Annotated in this window: 20 protein-coding genes; 10 read left to right on the top strand and 10 right to left on the bottom strand. The window is 58.2% G+C overall.

Translation table 11 applies throughout. The annotated features are described in order from the left end of the window. Positions 1–10: 10 nt before the first annotated feature. Together XMD517_RS15270 and XMD517_RS15265 are read right to left on the bottom strand one after the other, a co-directional pair. A complete protein-coding gene (locus XMD517_RS15270; protein WP_173488161.1) occupies positions 11–1,123 on the bottom strand; it encodes an ABC transporter ATP-binding protein in 1,113 nt (370 codons plus the stop codon). 120 nt (positions 1,124–1,243) lie between these two features. Then, a complete protein-coding gene (locus XMD517_RS15265) occupies positions 1,244–2,377 on the bottom strand; it encodes a PotD/PotF family extracellular solute-binding protein (RefSeq protein WP_173488162.1) in 1,134 nt (377 codons plus the stop codon). Between the two features lie 365 nt (positions 2,378–2,742). Between XMD517_RS15265 and XMD517_RS15260 the strand changes: the two genes are divergently transcribed. Continuing rightward, a complete protein-coding gene (locus XMD517_RS15260) occupies positions 2,743–4,293 on the top strand; it encodes an alkaline phosphatase family protein (protein ID WP_173488163.1) in 1,551 nt (516 codons plus the stop codon). Positions 4,294–4,470: 177 nt separating this feature from the next. Here XMD517_RS15260 and modC read toward each other — a convergent pair whose 3' ends face one another. From modC to XMD517_RS15225, 7 genes are all read right to left on the bottom strand, one after another. Further along, complete coding sequence (gene modC / locus XMD517_RS15255) at positions 4,471–5,559, bottom strand: molybdenum ABC transporter ATP-binding protein (protein WP_173488164.1); 1,089 nt, start codon at positions 5,557–5,559, stop codon at positions 4,471–4,473. Further along, positions 5,552–6,250 carry a molybdate ABC transporter permease subunit gene (modB, locus tag XMD517_RS15250; protein ID WP_173485592.1) on the bottom strand — a complete coding sequence of 233 codons (699 nt, stop codon included), beginning with the start codon at positions 6,248–6,250 and terminating at the stop codon, positions 5,552–5,554. Before modB ends, modC begins: the two co-directional genes overlap by 8 nt. Next, positions 6,250–6,990, bottom strand: coding sequence for a molybdate ABC transporter substrate-binding protein (gene modA, locus XMD517_RS15245; protein ID WP_254450050.1), 741 nt, complete (start codon positions 6,988–6,990; stop codon positions 6,250–6,252). Before modA ends, modB begins: the two co-directional genes overlap by 1 nt. Before the next feature lie 190 nt (positions 6,991–7,180). Continuing rightward, the gene (locus XMD517_RS15240; protein WP_173488166.1) at positions 7,181–7,975 is read right to left on the bottom strand and encodes a substrate-binding domain-containing protein; all 795 of its coding nucleotides are present in this window, start codon (positions 7,973–7,975) and stop codon (positions 7,181–7,183) included. Continuing rightward, positions 7,972–8,691, bottom strand: a complete 720-nt coding sequence (locus tag XMD517_RS15235; RefSeq protein WP_173488167.1) for an ATP-binding cassette domain-containing protein — start codon at positions 8,689–8,691, stop codon at positions 7,972–7,974. Before XMD517_RS15235 ends, XMD517_RS15240 begins: the two co-directional genes overlap by 4 nt. After that, entirely contained in the window at positions 8,691–9,395 is a 705-nt protein-coding gene (locus XMD517_RS15230) for an ABC transporter permease (protein WP_173488168.1), read from the bottom strand. Before XMD517_RS15230 ends, XMD517_RS15235 begins: the two co-directional genes overlap by 1 nt. Positions 9,396–9,528: 133 nt before the next feature. Continuing rightward, positions 9,529–10,143, bottom strand: coding sequence for a helix-turn-helix domain-containing protein (locus XMD517_RS15225; RefSeq protein ID WP_254450049.1), 615 nt, complete (start codon positions 10,141–10,143; stop codon positions 9,529–9,531). 250 nt (positions 10,144–10,393) lie between these two features. On the opposite strand from XMD517_RS15225, the gene XMD517_RS15220 reads away from it, so the two are divergent. The 6 genes from XMD517_RS15220 to XMD517_RS15195 all read left to right on the top strand — a co-directional run bounded on the left by XMD517_RS15220 (position 10,394) and on the right by XMD517_RS15195 (position 17,841). Next, the gene (locus XMD517_RS15220) at positions 10,394–11,755 is read left to right on the top strand and encodes a sodium:alanine symporter family protein (protein ID WP_173488169.1); all 1,362 of its coding nucleotides are present in this window, start codon (positions 10,394–10,396) and stop codon (positions 11,753–11,755) included. Between the two features lie 61 nt (positions 11,756–11,816). Then, complete coding sequence (locus XMD517_RS15215; RefSeq protein WP_173485115.1) at positions 11,817–12,230, top strand: universal stress protein; 414 nt, start codon at positions 11,817–11,819, stop codon at positions 12,228–12,230. A gap of 90 nt (positions 12,231–12,320) precedes the next feature. Further along, positions 12,321–13,418, top strand: coding sequence for a glycine cleavage system aminomethyltransferase GcvT (gcvT, locus tag XMD517_RS15210; protein WP_173488170.1), 1,098 nt, complete (start codon positions 12,321–12,323; stop codon positions 13,416–13,418). 65 nt (positions 13,419–13,483) lie between these two features. Then, positions 13,484–13,849 (top strand): glycine cleavage system protein GcvH, encoded by a 366-nt coding sequence (gene gcvH, locus XMD517_RS15205; RefSeq protein ID WP_173485117.1) that lies wholly within the window; start codon positions 13,484–13,486, stop codon positions 13,847–13,849. Between the two features lie 72 nt (positions 13,850–13,921). Further along, positions 13,922–16,780 carry an aminomethyl-transferring glycine dehydrogenase gene (gene gcvP / locus XMD517_RS15200; RefSeq protein WP_173488171.1) on the top strand — a complete coding sequence of 953 codons (2,859 nt, stop codon included), beginning with the start codon at positions 13,922–13,924 and terminating at the stop codon, positions 16,778–16,780. Between the two features lie 71 nt (positions 16,781–16,851). Then, positions 16,852–17,841 (top strand): helix-turn-helix domain-containing protein, encoded by a 990-nt coding sequence (locus XMD517_RS15195; RefSeq protein WP_173488172.1) that lies wholly within the window; start codon positions 16,852–16,854, stop codon positions 17,839–17,841. A gap of 22 nt (positions 17,842–17,863) precedes the next feature. Here XMD517_RS15195 and XMD517_RS15190 read toward each other — a convergent pair whose 3' ends face one another. Further along, positions 17,864–19,054, bottom strand: coding sequence for a replication initiation protein (locus XMD517_RS15190; RefSeq protein ID WP_173488173.1), 1,191 nt, complete (start codon positions 19,052–19,054; stop codon positions 17,864–17,866). Between the two features lie 488 nt (positions 19,055–19,542). On the opposite strand from XMD517_RS15190, the gene XMD517_RS15185 reads away from it, so the two are divergent. The 3 genes from XMD517_RS15185 (at position 19,543) to XMD517_RS15175 (ending at position 22,805) form a co-directional block, all read left to right on the top strand. Further along, a complete protein-coding gene (locus XMD517_RS15185) occupies positions 19,543–20,940 on the top strand; it encodes an AAA family ATPase (RefSeq protein WP_254450048.1) in 1,398 nt (465 codons plus the stop codon). Further along, positions 20,921–22,039 carry a ParB/RepB/Spo0J family partition protein gene (locus XMD517_RS15180; protein ID WP_371810663.1) on the top strand — a complete coding sequence of 373 codons (1,119 nt, stop codon included), beginning with the start codon at positions 20,921–20,923 and terminating at the stop codon, positions 22,037–22,039. Before XMD517_RS15185 ends, XMD517_RS15180 begins: the two co-directional genes overlap by 20 nt. Positions 22,040–22,202: 163 nt before the next feature. Continuing rightward, positions 22,203–22,805 (top strand): CDP-alcohol phosphatidyltransferase family protein, encoded by a 603-nt coding sequence (locus tag XMD517_RS15175; protein WP_173488210.1) that lies wholly within the window; start codon positions 22,203–22,205, stop codon positions 22,803–22,805. Positions 22,806–22,844 lie beyond the last annotated feature (39 nt).

Raw genomic sequence — 22,844 nt, 5'->3', positions numbered from 1 at the left:
TCTGTCCTCCTTACTCGCTTGCCAATTCGCCGGCAGGCACAACAACCGCGTTGTTGACGTCATATTCCAGCGTAATGGGTTGGCCGGTGTGATCTTCAAACGACTGGCCCAGATTGGGGATGGAAATCTTGATCTCCTTGCCGCCATCACCCTCGGTGAAGATGTTATAGGTGTTGCCCTCAAACTCCTCATGGGTCACCTGCGCGGTCACGAAGTGATCCCCCGTGGTCCCGGTGGGAGCCAGCGAAAGCGCCTCTGGTCGGATGAACATCATGGCATCGTCACCAACCTGCAACTTTCCGTGGTTGGCAGTGGAAATCCGCGCGTGCAGTTCGCCTGAGCGGTTGGTGCTGATCAGGGCCTCATTTCCGATGATTTTGCTGACCTTGCCGCGGAAGACATTGTTCTCACCAACAAAGCTGGCCGCAAAGGCGGTTGCCGGGTCATTGTAGATGGTCTTGCCATCGGCAATCTGGTCGATCACACCGGCCCGCATCACCGCGATATCGTCAGACATGGTCAGAGCTTCACCCTGGTCATGGGTGATGTAGATGAAGGTGATGCCAACACGCTGCTGGATCTCCCGCAGCTCGGTGCGCATATGCTGGCGCAGCTTGAGGTCCAGCGCCGACAGAGGTTCGTCAAGCAGCAGCACATCGGGTTCCGCACAAAGCGCACGGGCAATTGCCACACGTTGTTTCTGACCCCCCGAAAGCTCGGACGGCAGTTTGTCGCCCTGCCCCGGCAGCGCGATCATGTCCAGAAGCTCATCTGCACGCTTGCGACGCTCCCGCGCGCTGGCACCTTGGATCTCCATCGAAAAGGTAATATTTTCCCAGATTTTCATCAGTGGGAAAAGCGCAAGGTTCTGAAAGATCAGGGCGGTCGGGCGTTTGTTCGGCCCGATGCCCTTCATGTTTTTCCCACCGATCAGCACATTGCCTTCGCTGGGGTCCAGAAAACCCGATACCGCCCGCAGGATGGTGGTCTTGCCACAGCCCGATGGCCCGAGGAACGAAAAGAAGTCGCCCCCTTTGATGTTCACATTGGCATCGCGCACGGCGACGAAGTCCCCAAAGCGGATCCACAGGTTTTCCAGATCGACGCCTACTCCGGCACTCATATGGCTTCTCCTCATTGGCACATAGCTCTCTTGTTCCCTCGTGAAGGGTTGACAGCTGAGCCTGTTGAAAACGGTTGGTTGGCCCTGCCCGTCACAGGCAGGGCCGATAAGTCAGAACGATCAGGCGCTCTTGAACTTGTTGACGAACTCGGTGCGGACATCCGCATACCACGGGGCCTCAGCCGGCCATGGGTTCAGGTTCGCAAGGCTGTCGCCAGGGTAGGCTTCGGCAAAGTTCTTTTTATAGGTGTCGCCCGAATAGGTGTCGGCACCCAGCACCGGCGAGTTGTAGCCGTGGCTATCAATCGCCTTGCCGGCCGGTTCCTTGCGATAGGCGTAGTCGATGAAAGCATAAACCTGCTCTTCATTTTTCGCACCAATTGGCATCGACATGCCGTCGACCCAGGCCATCGCCCCCTCAACGGGCGCTTGGTAATGCACGGGCTCACCCGCAGATTTCAGTGCCAGAGGCGGACCATCCCAAGTCTGGCCAACCACAACACCTTCGTTCAGCAGGCCGTTTTTCTGGGTGTCGGCATCGTTCCAGATCAGTTTGATGCGTGACTTGCGTGCAATGCACCAATCCGCCACCTGACCCCAGACTTTGCGCATGGTTTCTTCATCGTTGTAGGCAGCCCAGATCGAACCCGGCTCCATCTCACCCGAACGCTCCATGTAAAGACCGGCACCCAGCATCATCGAATGCGCACGCCCCATGGTCTTGCCGGCATTCTCTTCCGACCAGACATCGCCATAGCTCGGCGCATCACCCGCCGGCAGCCATTTGTCGGTGCGGTAGGCAATCCCTTCGGTGCCCCAGATATGCGGCAGCCAATGTGCCCCGTTGCCGCCAAAGTCCCATGCATCCGTGCCGATCTTCGACATGGCCGGGTTGACCGCATCCAGATTGACCTTGTTCAGGTCAAACGGTTTCAGAAGCTCAAGCGGGCCCCATTGCAGGGACCGGTTGTTGGTCGGCGATACGATGTCGAACCCCTGGCCCTTGGTGGCCTTCATCTTGTTGATGATTTCTTCGTTCGACCCGATCCCGGTATAATTCACCTTGATGCCGGTCTCAGCCTCGAAACCCGCGATGAACTCGGGCGGCAGGTAATCCGACCACATCAGGATATTGATCTCACCCGACGAGGCCAGGGCAGATTTCACATAGAGCGGCGATGCCAGAGCAGCGGCCCCCATTGTGGTCGCACCCTTCAGCACCGAGCGGCGGGTAAGGTTGTGTTTGGTTGTCATGACAAACTCCCGTTGGATTTGTTTTTTTGATTGTGTCATTAGTTTTGGTAATTTCCGGCACAACGGATAGCGCCAATTGAAAATCCTTTTTCGGTCCAATTGGCCCTAGAGCTGAGCGTAGCATTTCCTTCCTTCTCTTGTCACGGAGCAACGAAACCTCGTTTTTCCACGGGGAGATCACAGTTTTGCGACACCTGAATTGAATTTCCCCGACCACCCTTTGGCAGGATCAGGCTGATTCGTGAAAAACCGAAATCATCCTTTCCTGAGCCATCAACACGCGCGGGCCACACTCCAATCTTGACGCAAGCACAGATATGCGACCTGTTCAGAGGGAACAGAGGTCATTACCGATCGGGAATCCCATGACAGCCCAGACACCGCCCCGCAAGAACGTGCTCTTTATCATCATCGACCAGTTGCGCGCGGATTGCGTGAGTGGCGCGATGGCAGATCATGTCGACCTGCCCAACCTGCGCAACCTGATGCGGGATGCCGTTTCATTCGAACGCCATTTTTCGGTGGTCAACCCGTGCGGCCCGTCACGTGCCTCGATCCTGACCGGGCAATATTCAATGAACCACCGCTCGGTCCGAAATGGCACCCCGCTGCGCCATGACACGCCAAATGTGGCGACGGAAATGCGCAAGGCGGGGTATTTGCCGATGCTGTTTGGGTATACCGACACATCCGGCGACCCGCGCATTCACCACCCCAACGATCCCGCTGTGCAAAGCTATGAATATCCGATGGCAGGGTTTCACGAGATGCTCGAAATGCGTCTGGAACAATCGCTGCCCTGGCAAAGTTACCTGATCCGCAACGGGTATCAGTTTGACGATTACTGGGACCTTTACAAACCGGTCTCCCCAAGCGGCAACCCCCCAAAGCTGAATGATCCCGCACTTTACAAGGCCGAACACAGCGACACGGCGTTTCTGACCGGCCGGTTTCTGGAAACGATGGATGCCTATGCAAAACAGGGCTGGTTTGCACATCTGACCTATATTCGCCCCCACCCTCCGTTGGTGGCACCTGCCCCCTATAATGACATGTATGACCCTGCGGGGCTGCCCCTGCCCAACCGGCTGGACAGTGCTGAAATGGACGCGGCCCTGCACCCGTATTTTACCCCCGCTCAGAAAAGCAGCACCGCGGCAGATTTTGTCAAAGGGTTCCCTGATCTGTCCCCGACAGATGAGGCCATCCAGACCCTGCGCGCCGTTTATCTGGGGCTGGCCACTGAGGTAGATCATCACATCGGACGGGTCGTTCAGTTCCTGAAAGACAGCGGCCAATATGACGACACATTGCTGATCGTGACCGCTGATCACGGCGAAATGCTGGGGGATCATCACCTCTGGGGGAAGATGACCGTGCATGATGCGGCCTATCATACGCCATTGATCATACGCTTGCCCGGCAATGACCCTCGGGCCGGAGAGCGGGTTTCCCAACCCACCGAGTCGATTGACCTGATGCCCACGATCCTCGACTGGGTTGGACAGGAGGTGCCAAACTCCGTTGATGGCCGCTCGCTCCTGCCATTGACCCAAGGCGAAATCCCTTCGGATTGGCGGCGCTATTCCTTTTCAGAACTGGATTTTGCGGATCCCGAAAACCCAACCCGGTGGGAACAGGAGCTCGGAACAGACCCCAGCACGTCCAACCTGTCGATCCTGCGTGACAACCACCTGACGCTGATTGAATTTGCAGATGAAACACTGGACCCGATCCTATTTGACCACCGCGCAAACGGCGAGACTGAGAATCTGGCGCAGAACCCCTCATACGCGACGGATCTCGCACGCATGTCCCGACAGATGCTGCGTCATCGGATGCGCAACATGGACCACACATTGTCGATGGATATGATTACCCACTCAGGACCCCGGCATTTTTCCCGACGGAGGTGAGGCTCCCGCGCGCGGTTGATCCTCTGCGAGGATCACCGCTGCTTGGGAGTGGCGGGGGTGGCCTCGCTTTGCTCGGCTGTTTTTCCAGCCGCGATGCGGCAGGGGCGCTGCCCCTCGATCCCGCTCTTTGAGCAGGATCTCACCCCGGGATATTTAGGGCAAAGGGAAAAGGGGAGGTTAACGTCCCACATCCTCGGGAGCGATGGCAACCGTTTTCACAATCGCGTTCATGGGCTGGCCCGGTGAAAGCTGCATGGCGTCGGCGGAACGGCGGGTGATCCGGGCCAGGAGTTTTCCTGCAGGGGTCGACAGGGATACGATCGCCCCCGGACCATCCCCCACACGCAGCTCTTCAATGACCCCCGGCAAGATATTGAGCGCAGACATATCACCGGGCAGATCCCGGGCCAGGATCACATCCTGAGCGGCAATGCGCAGGCGCAGCCTACTCCCGGTAGGTTTTTGGATATGTGGAACAAAAAGCGGCACGCCTCCTGCGTCAAGCTCGGTCAGGCCATCCTCGTGCTGAACAGCCACCTGCGCCCGCAAAATGGCGCCCACGGCACGGGGGCCTTGCGGGGTAAAGCCCGGATCTGCCAGCACGTCTTCTGCCGGCCCCACTTTGAGGATCCGCCCCTGATCCAGCGCCACAACGGTGGTTGCCAGACGCGCGACCTCTTCTGGGGCATGACAGACATAGAGGATCGGCAAAGCAATCTCATCCCGCAGCCGTTCAAAATAGGGCAGAATTTCAGACTTCCGCGCCTGATCCAGCGCCGCAAGGGGTTCATCCGCCAAAAGCAATCTTGGACGGGCCAGCAAGGCACGCCCAATGGCAACACGCTGTTTTTCCCCGCCTGAGAGGCTGGCGGGACGACGGGCAAGCAACGGGGCGATACCCAGCATGTCGATCACCTGATCAAAACTGGCAACGGTGTCGGGCGCCGAGGGGCGGCGGCCAAACCAGCCCCCGTAAGAAAGGTTCTGGCGCACGGTCAGGTGTGGAAACAGCCGCGCTTCCTGAAACACATAGCCCAACCCGCGCTTGTGTGGCGGCAGCCAGATCCCGCGTGACGTATCCCCCAGCACCTCATCCCCAATCACAACCCCACCCTGATCCGGGCGCAACAGACCCGCCACTGCATTCACGACAGTTGTCTTGCCGGACCCGGACGCCCCATAGAGCACGGTGAGCCCATCCGGAGCGGTAAATTCCAAATCCAGATCCATGCCGGAGAACCGGTGTTTCAGCCGGACGTCAAGCATCCTCGCCCCCGATCCGTTTGGCCAATCGGTGCGCCAGCACTTCCGAGGCGACAAGAGCGACCATCGCGATGGCGATTGAGATCACCACCAGGCGCGTGGCCGCAGCCTCGCCACCTGGCACCTGCAAGAACGCGTAAATGGCCGATGGCAGGGTTTGGGTCTGACCGGGAATGTTGGACACAAAGGTAATGGTGGCACCGAACTCTCCCATCGCCTTGGCGAAGGCCAGGATTGCACCGGTCAGCAGGCCAGGCAGGATCAACGGCAAGGTGACGGTGAAAAACACCACGATCTGCGAGGCCCCAAGGGTCGAGGCGGCCTGTTCCAGCTTGCGATCCACCGCCTCGATCGACAGGCGGATGGCCCGCACCATCAAAGGAAACCCCATGATGGCTGCGGCCAGGGCGGCCCCCGTCCAGCGGAAGGCAAACACCACACCGATCTGTCCGAACAACCAGCCCAAAGGCCCGTTGGGACCAAATCCGACCAGAAGCAGATACCCTGTCACCACCGGCGGCATGACCAGCGGCAAATGCACCAGTCCGTTCAGGATCTGTTTGCCGAAAAACTGCCCTCGTGCGAGGAGCAACGCCACCAGCACCCCCGGCGGCAAGGCCAGCAGCGTTGCCCAGAAGGCAACCTTGAGCGACAGGCGCACCGCGTCCCATTCCTGTGGCCCAAGCCAGTCCATCATTGCGTCCCCTGCCCCGGAACCTGAAACCCATGTGCCCGGAAACTGTCCTGCGCGACAGAACCCAGCAGCCAGTCGCGCACCTCGCGCGCTTCAGCAGCGGCGCTCACGGTCAAGGCCGCCGGATAGCGGATCGGTGGATGCGTGTCCGCCGGGAAGACGCCGATAACTTGGGTGCGTGGTTCAGCGTTTGCGTCACTTTCGTAGACAATCCCCAGCGGGGCGGCCCCCTGCGCCACAAGGGCAAGGGCAGCGCGCACATTATCGGCCTGCGCAACCTGCGGCATCAGCGCCTCCCACTTGCCAAGCGATTGCAGCGCCGCCTTGCCATAAATACCGGCAGGCACTGCATCAACCAAGGCCATGGCAAGCCGCCCTCCCTTCAGACGGGCACCAAAGTCGAAACTGCTGTTGAGATCAGCCGCCTCCCCCTGCCCCACCAGGACCAGCCGATTGCCAACAAGATCCGTCCGGCTGGTGGGCTGGATCAGGCCCTTGGCCTCCAGATAATCCATCCAGTCGGGATTGGCGGAAATAAAGATATCCGCAGGGGCGCCATACTCGATCTGCCGCGCAAGCGCCGAGGTGCCGGCAAAAGACAGGGTCAGCTCATGCCCGGTGTCATTTTCCAAAACCGGCGCAAGATCCTCCAACGCGGTTTTCAGGCTGGCCGCAGCAAAGATTGTGACCTGACCGGCCGCGGATGGCACCGCAAAGCACAGGATGAGCGCAAGGGCCATAAGGGATTTGATCAGGCGCAAAAACATGTGCGGAGAGTGACGGGTTTAGGCGAGAGCGACAAGATCAAATTGATCCGAGACGGCGCCTGCGCTGCCCTTTTCAGGGCAAAGCCCAAACCCCACAGGGTTTGGGCAAAAATTTCGGGACATTACGAAAAAGGCGGGCGCAGGCTCATCCTGCGCCCCCCCGTTACTTTGCATTGAAGGTGAAAAGCTGTTCACCCGACAGACGGTAGCCGTCGATCAGGGCTTTCGCCCGGTCCGAAACCAGCCATGCCTCAAGTTTTGCGACCAGTTCAGATTTCACATGCGGGTGGCGTTCCGCGCTGACCGGCAAATAGGCGTATTGATTGAACAGCACCTTGTCCCCTGCAAAAAGAAGCGCCTGGTCGGCCTTATTGGCAAAGTTCAGCCAGCTGGCACGGTCCGAAAGGATATAGGCCCCCATCCCGGCAGCGGTGTTGAGCGACGCGCCCATGCCCGCCCCGACTTCCCGATACCAGTCCCCGACCGGGGCCACATCGGCTACAGCCCAGAGGCTGCGTTCCTTTTTGTGGGTGCCGCTATCATCGCCGCGACTGACGAAGGACGCCTTGGCTTTGGCAATACGCGCCAGGGCATCCGCGGCATTATTGGCGCTGGCAATCTGCGCCGGATCGGTTTCCGGGCCGATCAGAACAAAGTCATTATACATGATCTCGGTGCGATGAGGGGCAAAGCCCTCAGCCACAAACGCCTCTTCGGATGTGCGCGAATGCACGAGGATGGCATCCACATCCCCTGCCCGGCCAAGCTTCAGCGCCTGACCAGTGCCTACGACCAGAAGCTGCACTTCAAGTCCCAGATCATTCTGGATTTCGGGCAGCAGCACCTCAGCCAGACCGGAATTATGAAATGAGGTGGTGACCGCCATCTTCATACTGTCCGCCTGTGCCAGCCCCGTCAGCAACAAGAGGGCAAAAAACCCCGTCAGGATCTTCTTCATTCGACAATATCTCCGTTCAAAAAGGCCCGCGCTGCATCGGTGGCGGGGGTGTTGAAAAACTGCTCTGCCGGGGCGGCCTCGTGGATCTGGCCCTTGTGGACAAACCAGACATCCTGAGCCAGACGGCGGGCCTGTCCAAGGTTGTGGGTCGACATGATGATCCGGCGGCCGCGTGAAATCTCGTGTTGCAACACATCCTCGATCTCACGGGTGGCGCGACCATCCAGCGAGGCACAGGGTTCATCAAGAAACAAAAGCTCCGGTCGCAGGGTCAGGGCGCGTCCAAGGGCGAGCTTCTGCCGTTCGCCACCCGACAGGACCCGCGCGGGGCGGTTCAGGGCAAAGCTCAGACCGACCCGATCCGCCACCTCTTCCACCCGTGCCGCGATGTCAGCCTTGGGCATTTTGCGCAGGGCCAGCGGATAGGACATGTTTTCGCGCACACTGCGCCGCATGATCACCGGGGTCTGGAAGACGAATGCCTGGGCGGCCAGCGCCTCGGAACGTGGGCAGCCATAGGTGATCTGTCCGCCACTCAGCCGCTCGATCCCATGTAGCGCCCGCAGAAGCGTGGTCTTGCCGGCCCCGTTTGGACCAAGGACAATCGTGACCCCCTGCCCTTCTACGGTCAGGTCAAGCGGACCGATCAGGTTTCGGCCCCGACGGCGCACGGTGACCGCACGGGCTTTGATCGGAAAGAGGGATTGGGATGACATCACCAACGTCCCTCCTGTTCGGTATGGCTAAGGGTGTGGATGGCGATATTCACCGCGATGGCAAGGCCAATCAGGATAAAGCCCAGCCCAAGCGCCATGGCAAACTCCCCCTTGCCGGTTTCCAGCGCAATGGCGGTTGTCAGCACCCGGGTGTGGTGGTCGATATTGCCGCCAACAATCATGATCGCCCCCACTTCACCAATCGCACGACCAAACCCCGCCAGCGCAGCCGTCAGGAGGGCGCGACGTCCATCCCATAACAGCGTGCCCAGACGCTGCTGCAAGGATGTGTTCAACGAGATCAGAAGATCGCGATAATCAGACCAGAGCTCTCGCAACGCCTGCTGCGTGATCGACGCAATCAGCGGCACAATAATAATGACCTGCGCAATGATCATGGCGGTTGGGGTGAACAACAGCCCCATGACCCCCAAGGGACCGGAACGCGAGAAGATCACATAGACGATCAGCCCAACGACCACGGGCGGCAGACCCATCAGCGCATTCAGAACCGCGATGGTCAGACGGCGATGCCGAAACCGACGCACGGCCAGCAATGCACCAAGCGGCAGGGCGATGGCCGATGCGATCACCACGGCGGAACAGGTGACCGCAAGACTGCGCAACGTGATCTCGACCAGATCGCGGTCAAGCGAGATCAACAGCCACACGGCCTGCATCATCCCGTCCCACAGATCATTCATGGATCATCCCCGCTGGTCATCCCGGTTTCACATCTGACGAAACCTATCAGAATACCGGACGCGCAAGCAGCAGGTTGCGACAGGTGGCAGGCAGGATGCGCCCCCGCATCCTTCGGTATACCGGATGCCCCGCTCAGTCTTGCAGCGACACCCACAGCACTTTGGCATCTTCCTTACTGGTCGACACGCAGCCATGCCCCATCCCACTGTCATAATAGACACTGTCGCCCGGCCCCATCTGCAGGGGGCGGTAATGTTCCGTATAAAGTGTCAGCGTGCCGGAGAGGACAAACATGAACTCTTCGCCGCTGTGGCGCACCCAGCCATCAAAATCCGCCGCCTCGCGCGCCTTGATGGTTGAGATATAGGGCACCATGCGTTTTGACGTCAGTTCGTTACACAGGAGTTCATGGTCATAGGTGCGCGTTTCCTTGTGTTCGCCTTTGCCCGAGGAGGTAAAGTCACGGCGCCCCGAGATATCGGACTTGGCGGATTGCACGAAAAGCTGAGGGGTTTCCAGTTCCAGCGTCTGCATCAGGCGGCGAATGATATCGAAACTGGGCTTTGTCTGGTTGTTTTCGATCTTCGACAGGGTCGATCTGCCAATACCCGCCGCCCCGGCGGCTTCTTCCAGTGTCAGCCCTTTATCTTTGCGCGCTTCTCGAATCATTTTGCCCAGAACCTCACCATCCGGGGCCTGTTCTGCATCCGCATTTGCGATGTTTTCCTCGCGTGGAATCCACTCCATCGTCGCTTTTCTCCCTATTTTCTAAAAGCCTATCCCTGCGCACTTCACATGTCAAAATCCCGATATGTGCACATCGGCATACTTTTGTTGCCTATTATGGAAAAGTTTCCTATAAGGAACGCGCTTCGCCTGACCTTAGGGAAAAGACGCCGCTCTGCCCCCTAAAAGCGACATGCGAACAAGACTAAACCGCGCCAGACGGGTCAGGCCGTTATTGGTGCGGCGGGATAAACGCAATGGGGAGGAAACCATGGAAGCGTTGAACGATATCGTAGGTGCCATCAATGGCGTCGTGTGGGGGCCGCTGATGCTGGTCCTGATTCTTGGGGTAGGGTTTCTGCTTCAGGTGATGTTGAAATTCATGCCGATCCTGAAGGTCGGCACGGGCTTCAAGATGCTGTTTCAGGGCCGCGAAGCCCAGGGTGAAGGGCAGATCAGCCCCTTCAACGCGCTGATGACATCCCTGTCAGCCACTATCGGCACCGGCAACATCGCAGGTGTGGCGACCGCCGTTTTCCTTGGAGGTCCGGGTGCGCTTTTTTGGATGTGGATGACCGCCCTTGTCGGGATGGCCACCAAATATGCCGAAGCCGTCTGCGCGGTGAAATACCGTGAAACCGACGAGCTGGGCAACTATGTGGGCGGCCCGATGTATTACATCAAAAACGGCCTGTCGGCGAAATGGTACTGGCTGGCGCCGGCCTTTGCGCTCTTTGGCGCGATTGCCGCCTTTGGCATCGGCAACGGTGTGCAGGCCAACGGCGTGGCACAGGTGCTGGACTCGAACTTCGGCGTGAACACTTCGGTCACCGGCGTGATCCTGATGGTTATGACCGCAGCTGTGATCCTCGGCGGTATCACCCGCATTGGTGCGGTCGCCGGCAAACTGGTGCCGTTCATGGCCGTGAGCTATATCCTCGCCGGTCTGCTGGTACTGCTGATCAACATCTCTGAAATCGGCAATGCGCTTTCGCTGGTCTTCACCTATGCCTTCACCCCCTCGGCCGCGACCGGTGGTTTTGCAGGTGCAGCTGTTTGGGCGGCAATCCGCTTTGGTGTGGCCCGTGGTGTGTTCTCGAACGAAGCCGGTCTTGGTTCCGCTCCGATCGCCCACGCAGCGGCTTCGAACAACAGCCCGGTGAACCAAGGGCTGGTGGCCATGCTGGGCACTTTCATTGACACGATCATCGTCTGCTCGATCACGGGTCTTGCCATCATCGCCTCTGGCGCCTGGACCTCAGGCGAAAGCGGCGCGGCTCTGACCTCGCTGGCGTTTGAAACCTCGCTGCCGGGTATCGGTGGGTCGCTGATCGCCATTTCACTGTCGATCTTTGCCTTCACCACCATCCTTGGCTGGTCGTTCTACGGCGAGAAATGTGTGGGCTTCTTCTTCGGCGCCCGTGCCCTGGTGCCCTACCGCGTCCTGTGGATCGTGATGATCTATTTCGGCGCCACCGCCGATCTGGGCTTCATCTGGCTTCTGGCAGACACGCTGAACGCCATGATGGCTATCCCGAACCTGATTGCCCTGGCACTTCTGTCGCCGGTCGTGGTGAAACTCACCAAAGAGTATTTCGCCAATCAGAACGGCGCATCAGAGCCTGCCGAATAAGCCACCACCGGGGGGCCAGCCAGTCCGGCCCCCCTCTCCATCCTTCAAAGGAGACAAGACAATGGCGACGAAAATTCTTTTGCCGATTGATCACACCGATGATCGTTCGTGGAAAAAAGCTCTGCCGCTGGCGCTGGAACAGGCCAAATTCTACGGCGCTGGCCTGCATGTGGTTGAGGTTGTGCCCGAGATCATCCAACTGCCAAACCTGCCGGAAGGCTATGGTTCTGGCGCCAAGGACTTTGTTCGTGGCAAGATCGAAGCGATTCTGGCCGCCAATGGTGCCGCAAACCTGCCGGTGCATATTCAGCAAGGCAGCATTTACCGCGAGATCCTGAAGCTGGCCCATAAGGAAGGCTTTGACCACATCATCATGGCCTCGTCCAAGGGCGATTTCCCGAATTACGAAATCGGCCCGAACCTGGCCCGCGTGGTGCGCAACGCACATTGCACTGTGACCGTTGTGCGCGACTGACAAAAATCAACGAGTGCCGGTCATCGGCACTCTATCCTACACGACATTACTGGCGGCAGGCCCGCCGACGCTCAGAGGAAAGGCACTGACATGACCGATGCCCCCAAACGCACCCCGCTTTATGACCTGCATGTGGAACTTGGCGGCAAGATGGTTGATTTCGCCGGCTGGGATATGCCCGTGCAATACCCGATGGGGATCATGGGCGAACACAAGCACTGCCGCGAAAAGGCTGCCCTCTTTGACGTGAGCCACATGGGTCAGGTGATCCTGAAGGGCGAAAACATTGGCGAGAAGCTGGAAACCATCTGCCCGCAGGCCTATGCTGGCCTGAAAGAGGGCAAGGCCCGTTACGGGTTCTTCACCAATGAAAACGGCGGCATCATGGACGATCTGATCGTTTCCAATGCTGGTGAGTATTTCTTTGTCGTGGTAAACGCCTCGATGCGTCATCAGGACATTCCGCATATGAAGGCCCATCTGGATGGCGTCGAGGTGATCGAGATCTTCGACCGCGCGCTGGTGGCCGTGCAAGGCCCGAAAGCCGAAGACGTGGTGGGCGAGCTTTGCCCCGCTGCGCGCGAGCTGAAATTCATGGAAACCACCGTGGCTGACATCAACGGCATCGAATGCCGCATCTCGCGTCTGGGATATACCGGCGAGGATGGCTACGAGATTTCGATCCCGGAAGACAAAGCCGTCGACGTGGCCCGTGCCTTCCTTGCCCATGAGGATTGTGAACCCGCAGGCCTCGGCGCGCGTGACTCGCTCCGCCTCGAAGCTGGCCTTTGCCTGTATGGTAACGACATCGACAATGACACCTCGCCGATCGAAGCGTCCCTGAGCTGGGCAATCCAGAAGCGCCGCAAGGAAGAAGGCGGGTTCCCCGGGGCGGACCGTGTGCAGCGCGAACTGGCCGAAGGACCGGCCCGCAAACTGGTTGGCATCAAGCCGGAAGGCCGCGCCCCGGCACGTCAACATGTGGAGATCCAGGACCTCGACGGCAACACCCTCGGCGAGATCACCTCGGGTGGCTTTGGCCCCACGGTTGGTGGTCCGGTTGCCATGGGCTATGTTGCCAAAGGACATGGCGAGACGGGCGAAAAGGTCAATCTGATCATCCGCGGCAAGGCGCAACCGGCTGAAATTGTTGCCCTGCCCTTCGTCCAGCAGAACTACAAACGCTAACGCTTTGAAAACGGCGCGGCGACTACCTTTCCCGCAGCGCCCCACCACCAGACAGGAGAGTCCCTATGACCACCTATTATTCCGAAGAACATGAATGGCTGACCGTTGAAGGGGACACCGCGACGATCGGCATCACCCAACACGCCGCCGACCAGCTGGGCGAAGTTGTTTTCATCGAGCAGAAAGAAGCCGATGATGAATTTGAAAAAGGCGATGAGATCGGTGTGATCGAGTCGGTAAAAGCCGCCTCTGAGATCTATGCCCCGGTGGACGGCGTTGTCGTCGAAGTGAACGAGGATCTGGAAGGCAATCCCGGTTCGCTCAATGAAAGCCCGGAAAGCGGCGCCTGGATCTACAAGATCAAACTGTCCGACGCTGCGCAGCTGGAAGATCTGATGGATCTGGACGGCTACAAAGCCTTTATCGGATAAATCCACCACATCCACTCACGGCCCCGCCGGACTCGTCCCGGCGGGGGACCCTCCCACGCAAAGGATCACAGCATGGCTTTCAAACTGACCGACTACGAAGCCTATGATTTCGCCAATCGCCGCCATATCGGCCCATCGCCGCAAGAGATGGCCGACATGCTGAAAGTGATCGGCTTCAAAACCCTTGATGAGCTGATCAACGCCACCGTGCCCTCCTCCATCCGCCAGCAAGATGCGCTGGACTGGGGGGATGCGATGACCGAGCGCGACGCGCTTTTCCACATGAAACAGGTGGCGAACAAGAACAAGGTTCTGACCTCTCTGATCGGTCAGGGTTACTATGGCACAACCACGCCTGCCCCGATCCTGCGCAATATTCTGGAAAACCCGGCCTGGTACACGGCTTACACCCCCTATCAGCCCGAGATTTCCCAAGGCCGCCTTGAGGCACTTCTGAACTTCCAGACCATGGTGTCGGATTTCACCGGACTGCCCGTGGCCAACGCCTCGCTTCTGGACGAAGCCACCGCCGCGGCCGAGGCCATGGCAATGGCGAAACGCGCCAGCAAGTCGAAATCGAACGCCGCCGCCTTCTTTGTCGACCGCAACTGCCATGCCCAGACCATCGAAGTGATCAAGACCCGCGCCAAGCCGTTGGGGGTCGACGTGACCGTGGCCGACCCGGACGAGCTGGAACCCGGCGCCTATTTCGGGGCCATTTTCCAATATCCCGGCACCTATGGCCATGTGCGCGATTTCACCGCCGAGATCGCCGCAATCCATGAACACAAGGGCATCGCAATTATTGCCGCGGATATTCTGGCTCTGGCGCTTTTGAAATCTCCCGGCGAAATGGGGGCCGATATCGCCATTGGCTCGACCCAGCGCTTTGGTGTGCCGATGGGATATGGTGGACCGCACGCGGCCTATATGTCGACCAGCGACAAGCTGAAACGCTCCATGCCGGGCCGGATTATCGGCGTGTCGATCGACAGTCGCGGAAACAAGGCCTATCGCCTTGCCCTGCAGACCCGCGAACAGCATATCCGCCGCGAAAAAGCCAACTCCAACGTCTGCACCGCGCAGGCGCTGCTGGCGGTCATGGCATCAATGTATGCCGTTTACCACGGCCCCGACGGGATCAAGGCGATTGCACAATCGGTGCACCGCAAGACCTCGCGCCTCGCTGCCGGGCTGGAAGAGCACGGGTTCAAGGTGGATCCGGCCGTGTTCTTCGACACGATCACGATCAAGGTTGGCCCACTGCAGAAAACCGTGATGGAGGCCGCTGTGGCCCGTGGCGTGAACCTGCGCAAGGTGGGTGACGACCGGATCGGCATTTCGCTGGACGAACAGACCCGCGCCGAGACCATCGAAGCCGTCTGGGGGGCCTTTGGCATCGACAAGAAAGACGACAGTGTCGCCAATCGCGCCTATCGCCTGCCCGACTATGCGCTGCGTGAAAGCGAGTATCTGACCCACCCGATCTTCCACAAGAACCGGGCCGAGGCCGAGATCACCCGGTACATGCGCCGACTGGCTGACCGTGACCTTGCACTCGACCGCGCAATGATCCCGCTCGGGTCCTGCACCATGAAGCTGAATGCCACGATCGAAATGATCCCGGTCACCTGGCCCGAATTTGCCAACCTGCACCCGTTTGTGCCGGAAGATCAGGCGCTTGGGTATAAGGAAATGATCGAGGATCTCAGCGACAAGCTGTGCCAGATCACCGGATATGACGCGATCTCGATGCAGCCGAACTCGGGGGCGCAGGGTGAATATGCAGGGCTCATGACCATCCGCAACTACCATGAGGCCCGTGGCGAAGGGCACCGCAATGTGTGTCTGATCCCGACCTCAGCCCACGGCACCAACCCGGCCACCGCACAGATGGTGGGCTACAAGGTTGTGCCGGTGAAAGCGGATGAAAACGGCAATATCGACGTGGTGGATTTCAAAGCCAAGGCTGCGGAACATTCCGAACAGCTGGCCGCCTGCATGATCACCTACCCGTCCACCCATGGCGTGTTCGAAGAAACCGTGCAGGAGGTCTGCCAGATCACCCATGATTTTGGCGGTCAGGTCTATATCGACGGCGCCAATATGAACGCCATGGTCGGGCTGGCCCAACCGGGCAAGATCGGCGGTGACGTGAGCCACCTGAACCTGCACAAGACCTTCTGCATCCCGCATGGTGGGGGCGGCCCCGGCATGGGTCCGATCGGTGTGCGGTCGCACCTCGAACCCTATCTGCCCGGTCACCCGGAGCTGAACGATGCCATTGGACCGGTTTCTGCCGCACCCTTCGGCTCGCCCTCGATCCTGCCGGTCAGCTGGGCCTATGTGCTGCTGATGGGCGGTGCTGGCCTGACGCAAGCGACAAAAGTGGCGATCCTGAACGCCAACTATATCGCGGCGCGCCTCAAGGACAGCTATCCGATCCTCTACACCTCGGAATCGGGCCGGGTGGCACATGAATGCATCCTCGACACCCGTCCGCTGGACGAAGCGGGTCACGTGACCGTGGACGACATTGCCAAGCGCCTCGTTGACAGCGGGTTCCACGCCCCGACCATGTCCTGGCCGGTGGCGGGAACGCTGATGGTGGAACCGACCGAGTCGGAACCCAAGGACGAACTGGACCGCTTCTGCGACGCCATGATCTCGATCCGCGGTGAAGCGCAGGACATCATCGACGGCAAGATTGACGCGGACAACAACCCGCTGAAAAACGCGCCGCACACGGTGCGTGATCTGGTGGGTGACTGGGATCGTCCCTATTCGCGCGAAGAAGCCTGTTTCCCGGCCGGATCGCTGGGGGTCGACAAATACTGGTCCCCGGTCAACCGCGTCGACAACGCTTATGGCGACCGCAACCTCGTCTGCACCTGCCCCCCGATGGAGGCCTACGAAGACGCCGCCGAGTAAGGCTAGGCACGTCCAAAACATTCTGCCCCGCCGGTTCGCTGGCGGGGTCTGACCCCAAGCAGGAGACAGAAATGAACCAGATTTCTCCCGCCGCTCTCGACAATGAGACCGCCCTGCCCGCCCCCGCGGCCCACCTGACCATGCATCGCGTGAACATTATCCTGCCGGCCCGCGCAAACGCAGCCAGCGCCCAGATGTTCAACGACCTTTTTTCGGCGGCCAATGATCTGGCGCCGAACAGCCTTTATGTTGTCGACACCCATACGCTTACCGACAGCCCTGCAAGTGACCCGTTATATTGGCGCGACCGGACCGTCCTGTTTCTGGGGGATATCCGGTCTCGCTGGTCCTTTTCGCGCGAAGAACGCGGCCGCGCCCAACAGATCCTTCGCCTGTCCGGACGGTCTGTCCTTGTTGGCGGTGCAATCTTTCTGTTGTGCCAGTCCGGTCAGGCCTCTGACCTGCCCCTGGCCATTCACCCAAACTTCCTCGCCGCCGCGGAAGAGGAAGGCCTGATCTGCAGCGATATCGGCTTGAAATACGCCTCGTCCGGCCGCATCGACAGCGCCATCAGCAACTTTGCCGCCCTGACCCTGTTGCTGAAGCAATTTGCCCACCGTCACGGCGACTATGTGGCGGGGGCTCTGGGCGATTATATCGGGCTGGAAACCGGCTTTGAACGCAACCAGAGCAAGTTTGCCCTGAAGATCCGCCAAAAATCCGGGGGCGATCGCCTGATCTGCGCGGCATTAGACACGATGCAGGCGGATCTGGAACAACCGCTAGCGATTGAAGAACTGGCGGAGCGGCACAATATTTCGTCCCGGCAGTTGCAGCGCCGGTTCATGGACCTGACCGGGGAGACCCCCCTTACCGTTTATCGAAACCTGCGGCTTGAACGGGCACATCAACTGATCACGCTGACCAGCATGCCCCTGCGTGAAATCTCTATTGCCACTGGGTTTGGCGCAACCTCGAACCTGACCCGCTGGTTCCGCACCGTGTATGAGGTGACACCCTGCGCGTTGCGACAATCCTCTTACACCGCATCAGCCGCCTGAGAGCAGTTCCCCCCAATCTCGCTCAGCTGTTCAGATCCTCAAACAGGCCAGGCACCATATCTTCCCAAAAGGCAAAGATCGCCTCGACATTCAGCGCCGAGGTCCAGCCATGCCGTTCAAAGTCATCCCGCGCATCCGGGTCGGACAATTGGCTCATGAACAGGCGACGATCAGCGTCTTTCTGCGTTGGAGAGCGCTTGTTCGCCACCTCCAGCACACGCCCAATCCGGGCCCCGCGGGCACGGGTTTCTGGCGTGACCGCCCTGCCCTGCCCGGTTTCCGGCGGCTGGTAATCCTCGGTAATTGCGGCGGACAGGTATTTGACCGGGCTTTTCACCCCATCCCGCGCCTCGACCAGATCAATCTTCTCTGACACATAAACGTCGCCATGCTGACCGATCCACTGGCGCGCCAGGCGATCACTCACACCAAGCTTGGTCAGGCGGTCATAGGTCGCCGTATTGCGCAGCCCCTTGCCATCATCAATATCCAGAATGGTCAGCTGCGGATTGCGTTTGATCAGGAAACGAATATCCGTCACCGCCCGCCCCATCTTTCGGGTTTCCGGCGTGACGATGATATCACTGACCTTGTTCACCTCTGCCACGGCAGGTTTGATAATCTTGGCATTCAGGTGTTTGAAACTTTTGTAATAGTCACTGTCATCCACCCCCATCAGCCGGCGAAAGATCTCCAGCGTCCACCATCCGGTTGACCCGGTATTCACAAACCGAAAGCAGTTTTCATAAAGCGCCAGCGCATGCCCGCCGGTAAACTGCCGCTGGATATTGAGGTTTATGAGGGCGAATACCTTGGGGTCATGCAGTTTTTCTGCCAGCGCAGGGGAATAGGCATATTCACAGATCCCCCCTTTCAGCTTGGCATAGGACAGCAACGCCGAAACGCCCCATTCCTGCCGCCCCGCTTCGTCCAACATATCCCATTCCGCAACCGTCTCGGCCAATCCACGCAACGAGGCTTTCAACGTATCGAAATCGTTTGAGTTATACCCAATCATCGCGCACAGGGTTCGGGCATCAATCCTGTGGCTGGCCTGAGAGGTCAACGTATCATAGGCGTTCAGCAACAACACGTTGGACAGCTTTCGCTGCAACAGAGACAACTTGCCAGATACGTGGATCGCCGCCACGTTCTTTTTGACGCTTTCACGCCGTAATGCGCCTGTCAGGCGATCTTTGGGAATCGGGTCCATTCTGCTCGACCTCTTTGAAACTGGCCAACAATCGCATGACAGGCACCTTATGACAAGTCGGCAGCGGGTTCCTTTGCGAATTCCCGCAAGACCGGAAATAGGTACCTTTGGCAGTTTTAGGTACCCAAACACGGGACTGCGGAGAGCCCATTTGCTCCAGTTATCCACAAAAAACACGAGTTATCCTCAGAAACCGGAGTCAGGACCCCTTCTCCCTGCGAATCAGACCTCTCCAACACGGGTATTGGTGCCTCTGGTCCTGTCAAAGGGTGCCTTTGTTCCTGCAAGCGGGTCCCCTAGTGCAGTTAAGCATTTGTAATTAGATGTTTTTTATGTCCGAAAGATTCTAAATATCTTAAAAAAAATAAAGCATTGTTGTCGCCAATATTTATAGTTTCGCGGCGAAACCCTTCCCTTTCCAATGGGATGTTTTCATTGCAACCGCCATGTCATATGGTTTACGCAATAAATGCAGAAAAAGCGCACATATGGGAAAAACCATGGCTAGAGCAGCTCAAACACCTCCTCCTCCGTATTTCAACATTAACCCAGAAGACGCCACAGGCAAACTCTCTGAACCAATCAACACCGCCAGATTTGCCAAGGCAGCCAGTTTTGCCGCGCGTGGTCGTGATGATTTGGCAAAGCGAGGCTATGCGCCGGATGGCCGCAAACGGCTACGTAAGTTTTCAACCTGGGAAGTTTGCAAATACCTCATCCCGGTCGCTCCTGCGCATTTTCGAAGAGTTCTGAAACAGAACCCGTCACTTCCTCAGGGAGAAGGCGATGGTGGCTCAAAGTGGTTCACATTATCCGACGTTCTGACATTGCGCGATTATTTCGCTGCAGAAGGTGTGTCGACACGTGAATATCGCCCCTGGCGCCCTGAAGGGTTGGACGCAAAGGTTCTGGCCGTTGCGAATTTCAAAGGCGGTGTTGGGAAAACCTCAACCGCGGCGCATCTAGCCATGTCCGCTGCGCTGGACGGGTACAAAGTACTGGTCATTGATCTCGACAGTCAGGGATCGATGACTTCGATTATGGGCGGTCAGGTTGAGGATGAATGGCAGACTGCTTTTCCGCTCATGGCAAAGCACTATGCCCAGTTCCTGGAAGAAGAGAACAAGGTGCGCGCCGCTGCCGGGCACCCTACCCTGCCACTTGACGAGACACTCAAGGAGGCGCTGGAGTTTGATGCGACGCGCGTTATTCAAAACACCCATTGGCCAAATATCGATCTGATCGGCGCCCAATTGAACCTGTATTGGGCTGAATTTCAGGTGCCGGTCTGGCGGATGCAATTGCGATCATGGCCGCTTTGGGACGCGTTGACCGGTTTTCTGGAGAGTGAAGACCTGCTGTCTCAATATGATCTGATCATCTTGGACACCCCCCCTGCCCTGGGATATCTGACCATCAATGCCTTGGCCGCGGCTGATATTCTGTTGATCCCGCTCGGCGCATCTTTTCTTGAATTCGACTCTACGGGCCGGTTTTTTGACATGTTGTATTCCACCTTCGCCTCAATCGAAGAAGGTGAAAATGCCATGCGCCGTCAGCATGGCCTGGAAGAGGTCCGTTTCGAATGGGACGCGGTCCGCGCCTTGATTACCAGGTTTGACGCTGCTCAGCAGACAGATCTGGCAAATGTTATCCAAGCTTATTTCGGGGATTTCATGACCACTTATCGGCAGGAAGTCACGGCGATGGTCGGGCAGGCTGGTGAGCAAGTGAACGGGATTTATGAAGCTGATTACCGAGAGTTTAATCGGGATACATATGTGCGGGGCCGGGAAACCTTTGATCGCACATGGGCCGAGGTGAAGGAGCTGATCCTTGGTTGTTGGTGGCGAGATCTTCAAATGAATGACGCTGAGGAGGTTTGAGATGGCAAAACGACGGAAACTACAAGCACCTTCAGCGGCAGATCTGGACAGGTTGGAGCAAGAGTTTCGCCGCGAAACCCCCATGAAAGGTGCCATGGCACCCATTGCTCAGGTCGCGGCGGACGCGGCGGGTCAGAGCCCTGTTCTTGATACGGCATCGCGGGAAAAAATCGCAAAAGATGCCGCGGACGCTGACGAGCTTCGGGTCGCCCGAGGGCGGGGTCTTGTGATGGTGGAGGTTGATCTGAGTGAGATCGATCTTGAGGATATGATCAGGGATCGCGTGAATATCGACCCGGTTGAACTTGAAGAGCTGAAGGCCTCGATTTCGGCCAATGGGCTTCGACTGCCCGTCGAGCTTTACGAGTTGAACGACGCAAGCAATCCTCTCCGTTTTGGCGTGGTTTCCGGGTTTCGGCGTGTTCTGGCGATCAAAGATCTCCTTGCCGAAACCGGGCGGGATCAATTCAAGACAGTTAAGGCTCTAATTAAGCCCATAGAGACTGTTCCGGACGCTTTTGTTGCAATGGTTGAAGAAAACGAAGTGCGTTCGCAGCTGAGCCACTTCGAGCGCGGAAGAATTGCCGTGATTTCGACCCAAAAGGGTGCATTCGAGACTGTTGAGGATGCTGTATCCGCCCTGTTTGCGTCGGCATCCAAAGCGAAGCGATCCAAGGTGCGTTCATTTGCGCATGTCTTTGAGGAAATGGGTGACCTGATGTTGTTTGCATCGGAGTTGACAGAGAAACAGGGGCTGCGGCTGGCGGGGGCCCTGCGCATGGGGCATGTTCAGGAGTTGCGCGAATGCCTTGCCCAAGGAGAGGTGCAGTCCGCAGACGAGGAATGGTCGGCGCTTTTGCCTGTGATCGAAGCCGCGGAAGAAGGCCCAAAAGACAGTACCCGTGGGGGACGTCCGAAAACCTCGCGAAAAACAATTTCCGCAAAAGATCGGTTCAAGGCGCTTCGCCGTGGGGAGCCTGTGGTCATAAAATCCGGAAAAGATACCAGCGGATTTTTTCTTCGGTTGGAAGGGGCCGGTGTAGACGAAGCTATTGTAGAGGCCCTGACTGCTGAGCTTACTGCACTCCTCTCGGACTGAAGGTGGTTTCGCCGCGAAACCTTCCTGTGTCTCAGGCAAGCGGGAACGGACATGCCGTTTTAACAAGTTCTCACGTTTCCGTTTGCGCAATGGACCAAGGAGGTTATTCCGCCTAGACCGGATGGTGACGAGATCCGAAACCAACAAGATGAACAAGAAACTGATGCTCGACCGTGTCATGCGAAAACTGATTGACCCTCCGTTGGATAAAATGGGGCAGGGCGTGGCGGCGTTGGGCATCTCTGCCAACATGGTGACCCTGATTGGGCTTGGGTTGGGGCTGATCGGGGCCAGCCTTATCGTTGCGCAATCCTACTCTGTCGCGCTTGTCTTTGTGTTGCTTTCTCGAATGGCGGATGGGCTTGACGGTGCGGTGGCCCGAACTCACGGGCCGACCGCATTCGGAGGCTATCTCGATATCGTTTGCGACTTTGTGTTTTACGGGGCGATTCCGTTTGCATTTGTCCTTGCGGACCCCGCGACCAACGCTTCCGCAGGGGCCTTTCTGCTTTTGTCCTTCTATGCCAATGGCGCCAGCTTTCTTGGATATGCCGTTCTGGCGGCCAAAGCTGGTATGGAGACGCGTGCGCAAGGTGTGAAAACGCTATATTACTCCAATGGAATTCTCGAAGGCACTGAAACTATTGCATTTTTTGTTGTTCTTTGCCTCTTCCCAGCAATTTTCCCAGTTTTGGCCTGGGGGTTCGGTATCCTTTGCTTCCTCACGGCTGGGTTGCGCGTATTTGGCGCGTCCAAACTGTTCTGACCAGATATGAAAGATGGAGAGACCATGATCAAAACAATG

This window comes from Aliiroseovarius sp. xm-d-517 (genome assembly GCF_013283135.1).
Taxonomy (GTDB): domain Bacteria; phylum Pseudomonadota; class Alphaproteobacteria; order Rhodobacterales; family Rhodobacteraceae; genus Aliiroseovarius; species Aliiroseovarius crassostreae.
This window is presented reverse-complemented; position numbering and strand designations above follow the sequence as displayed.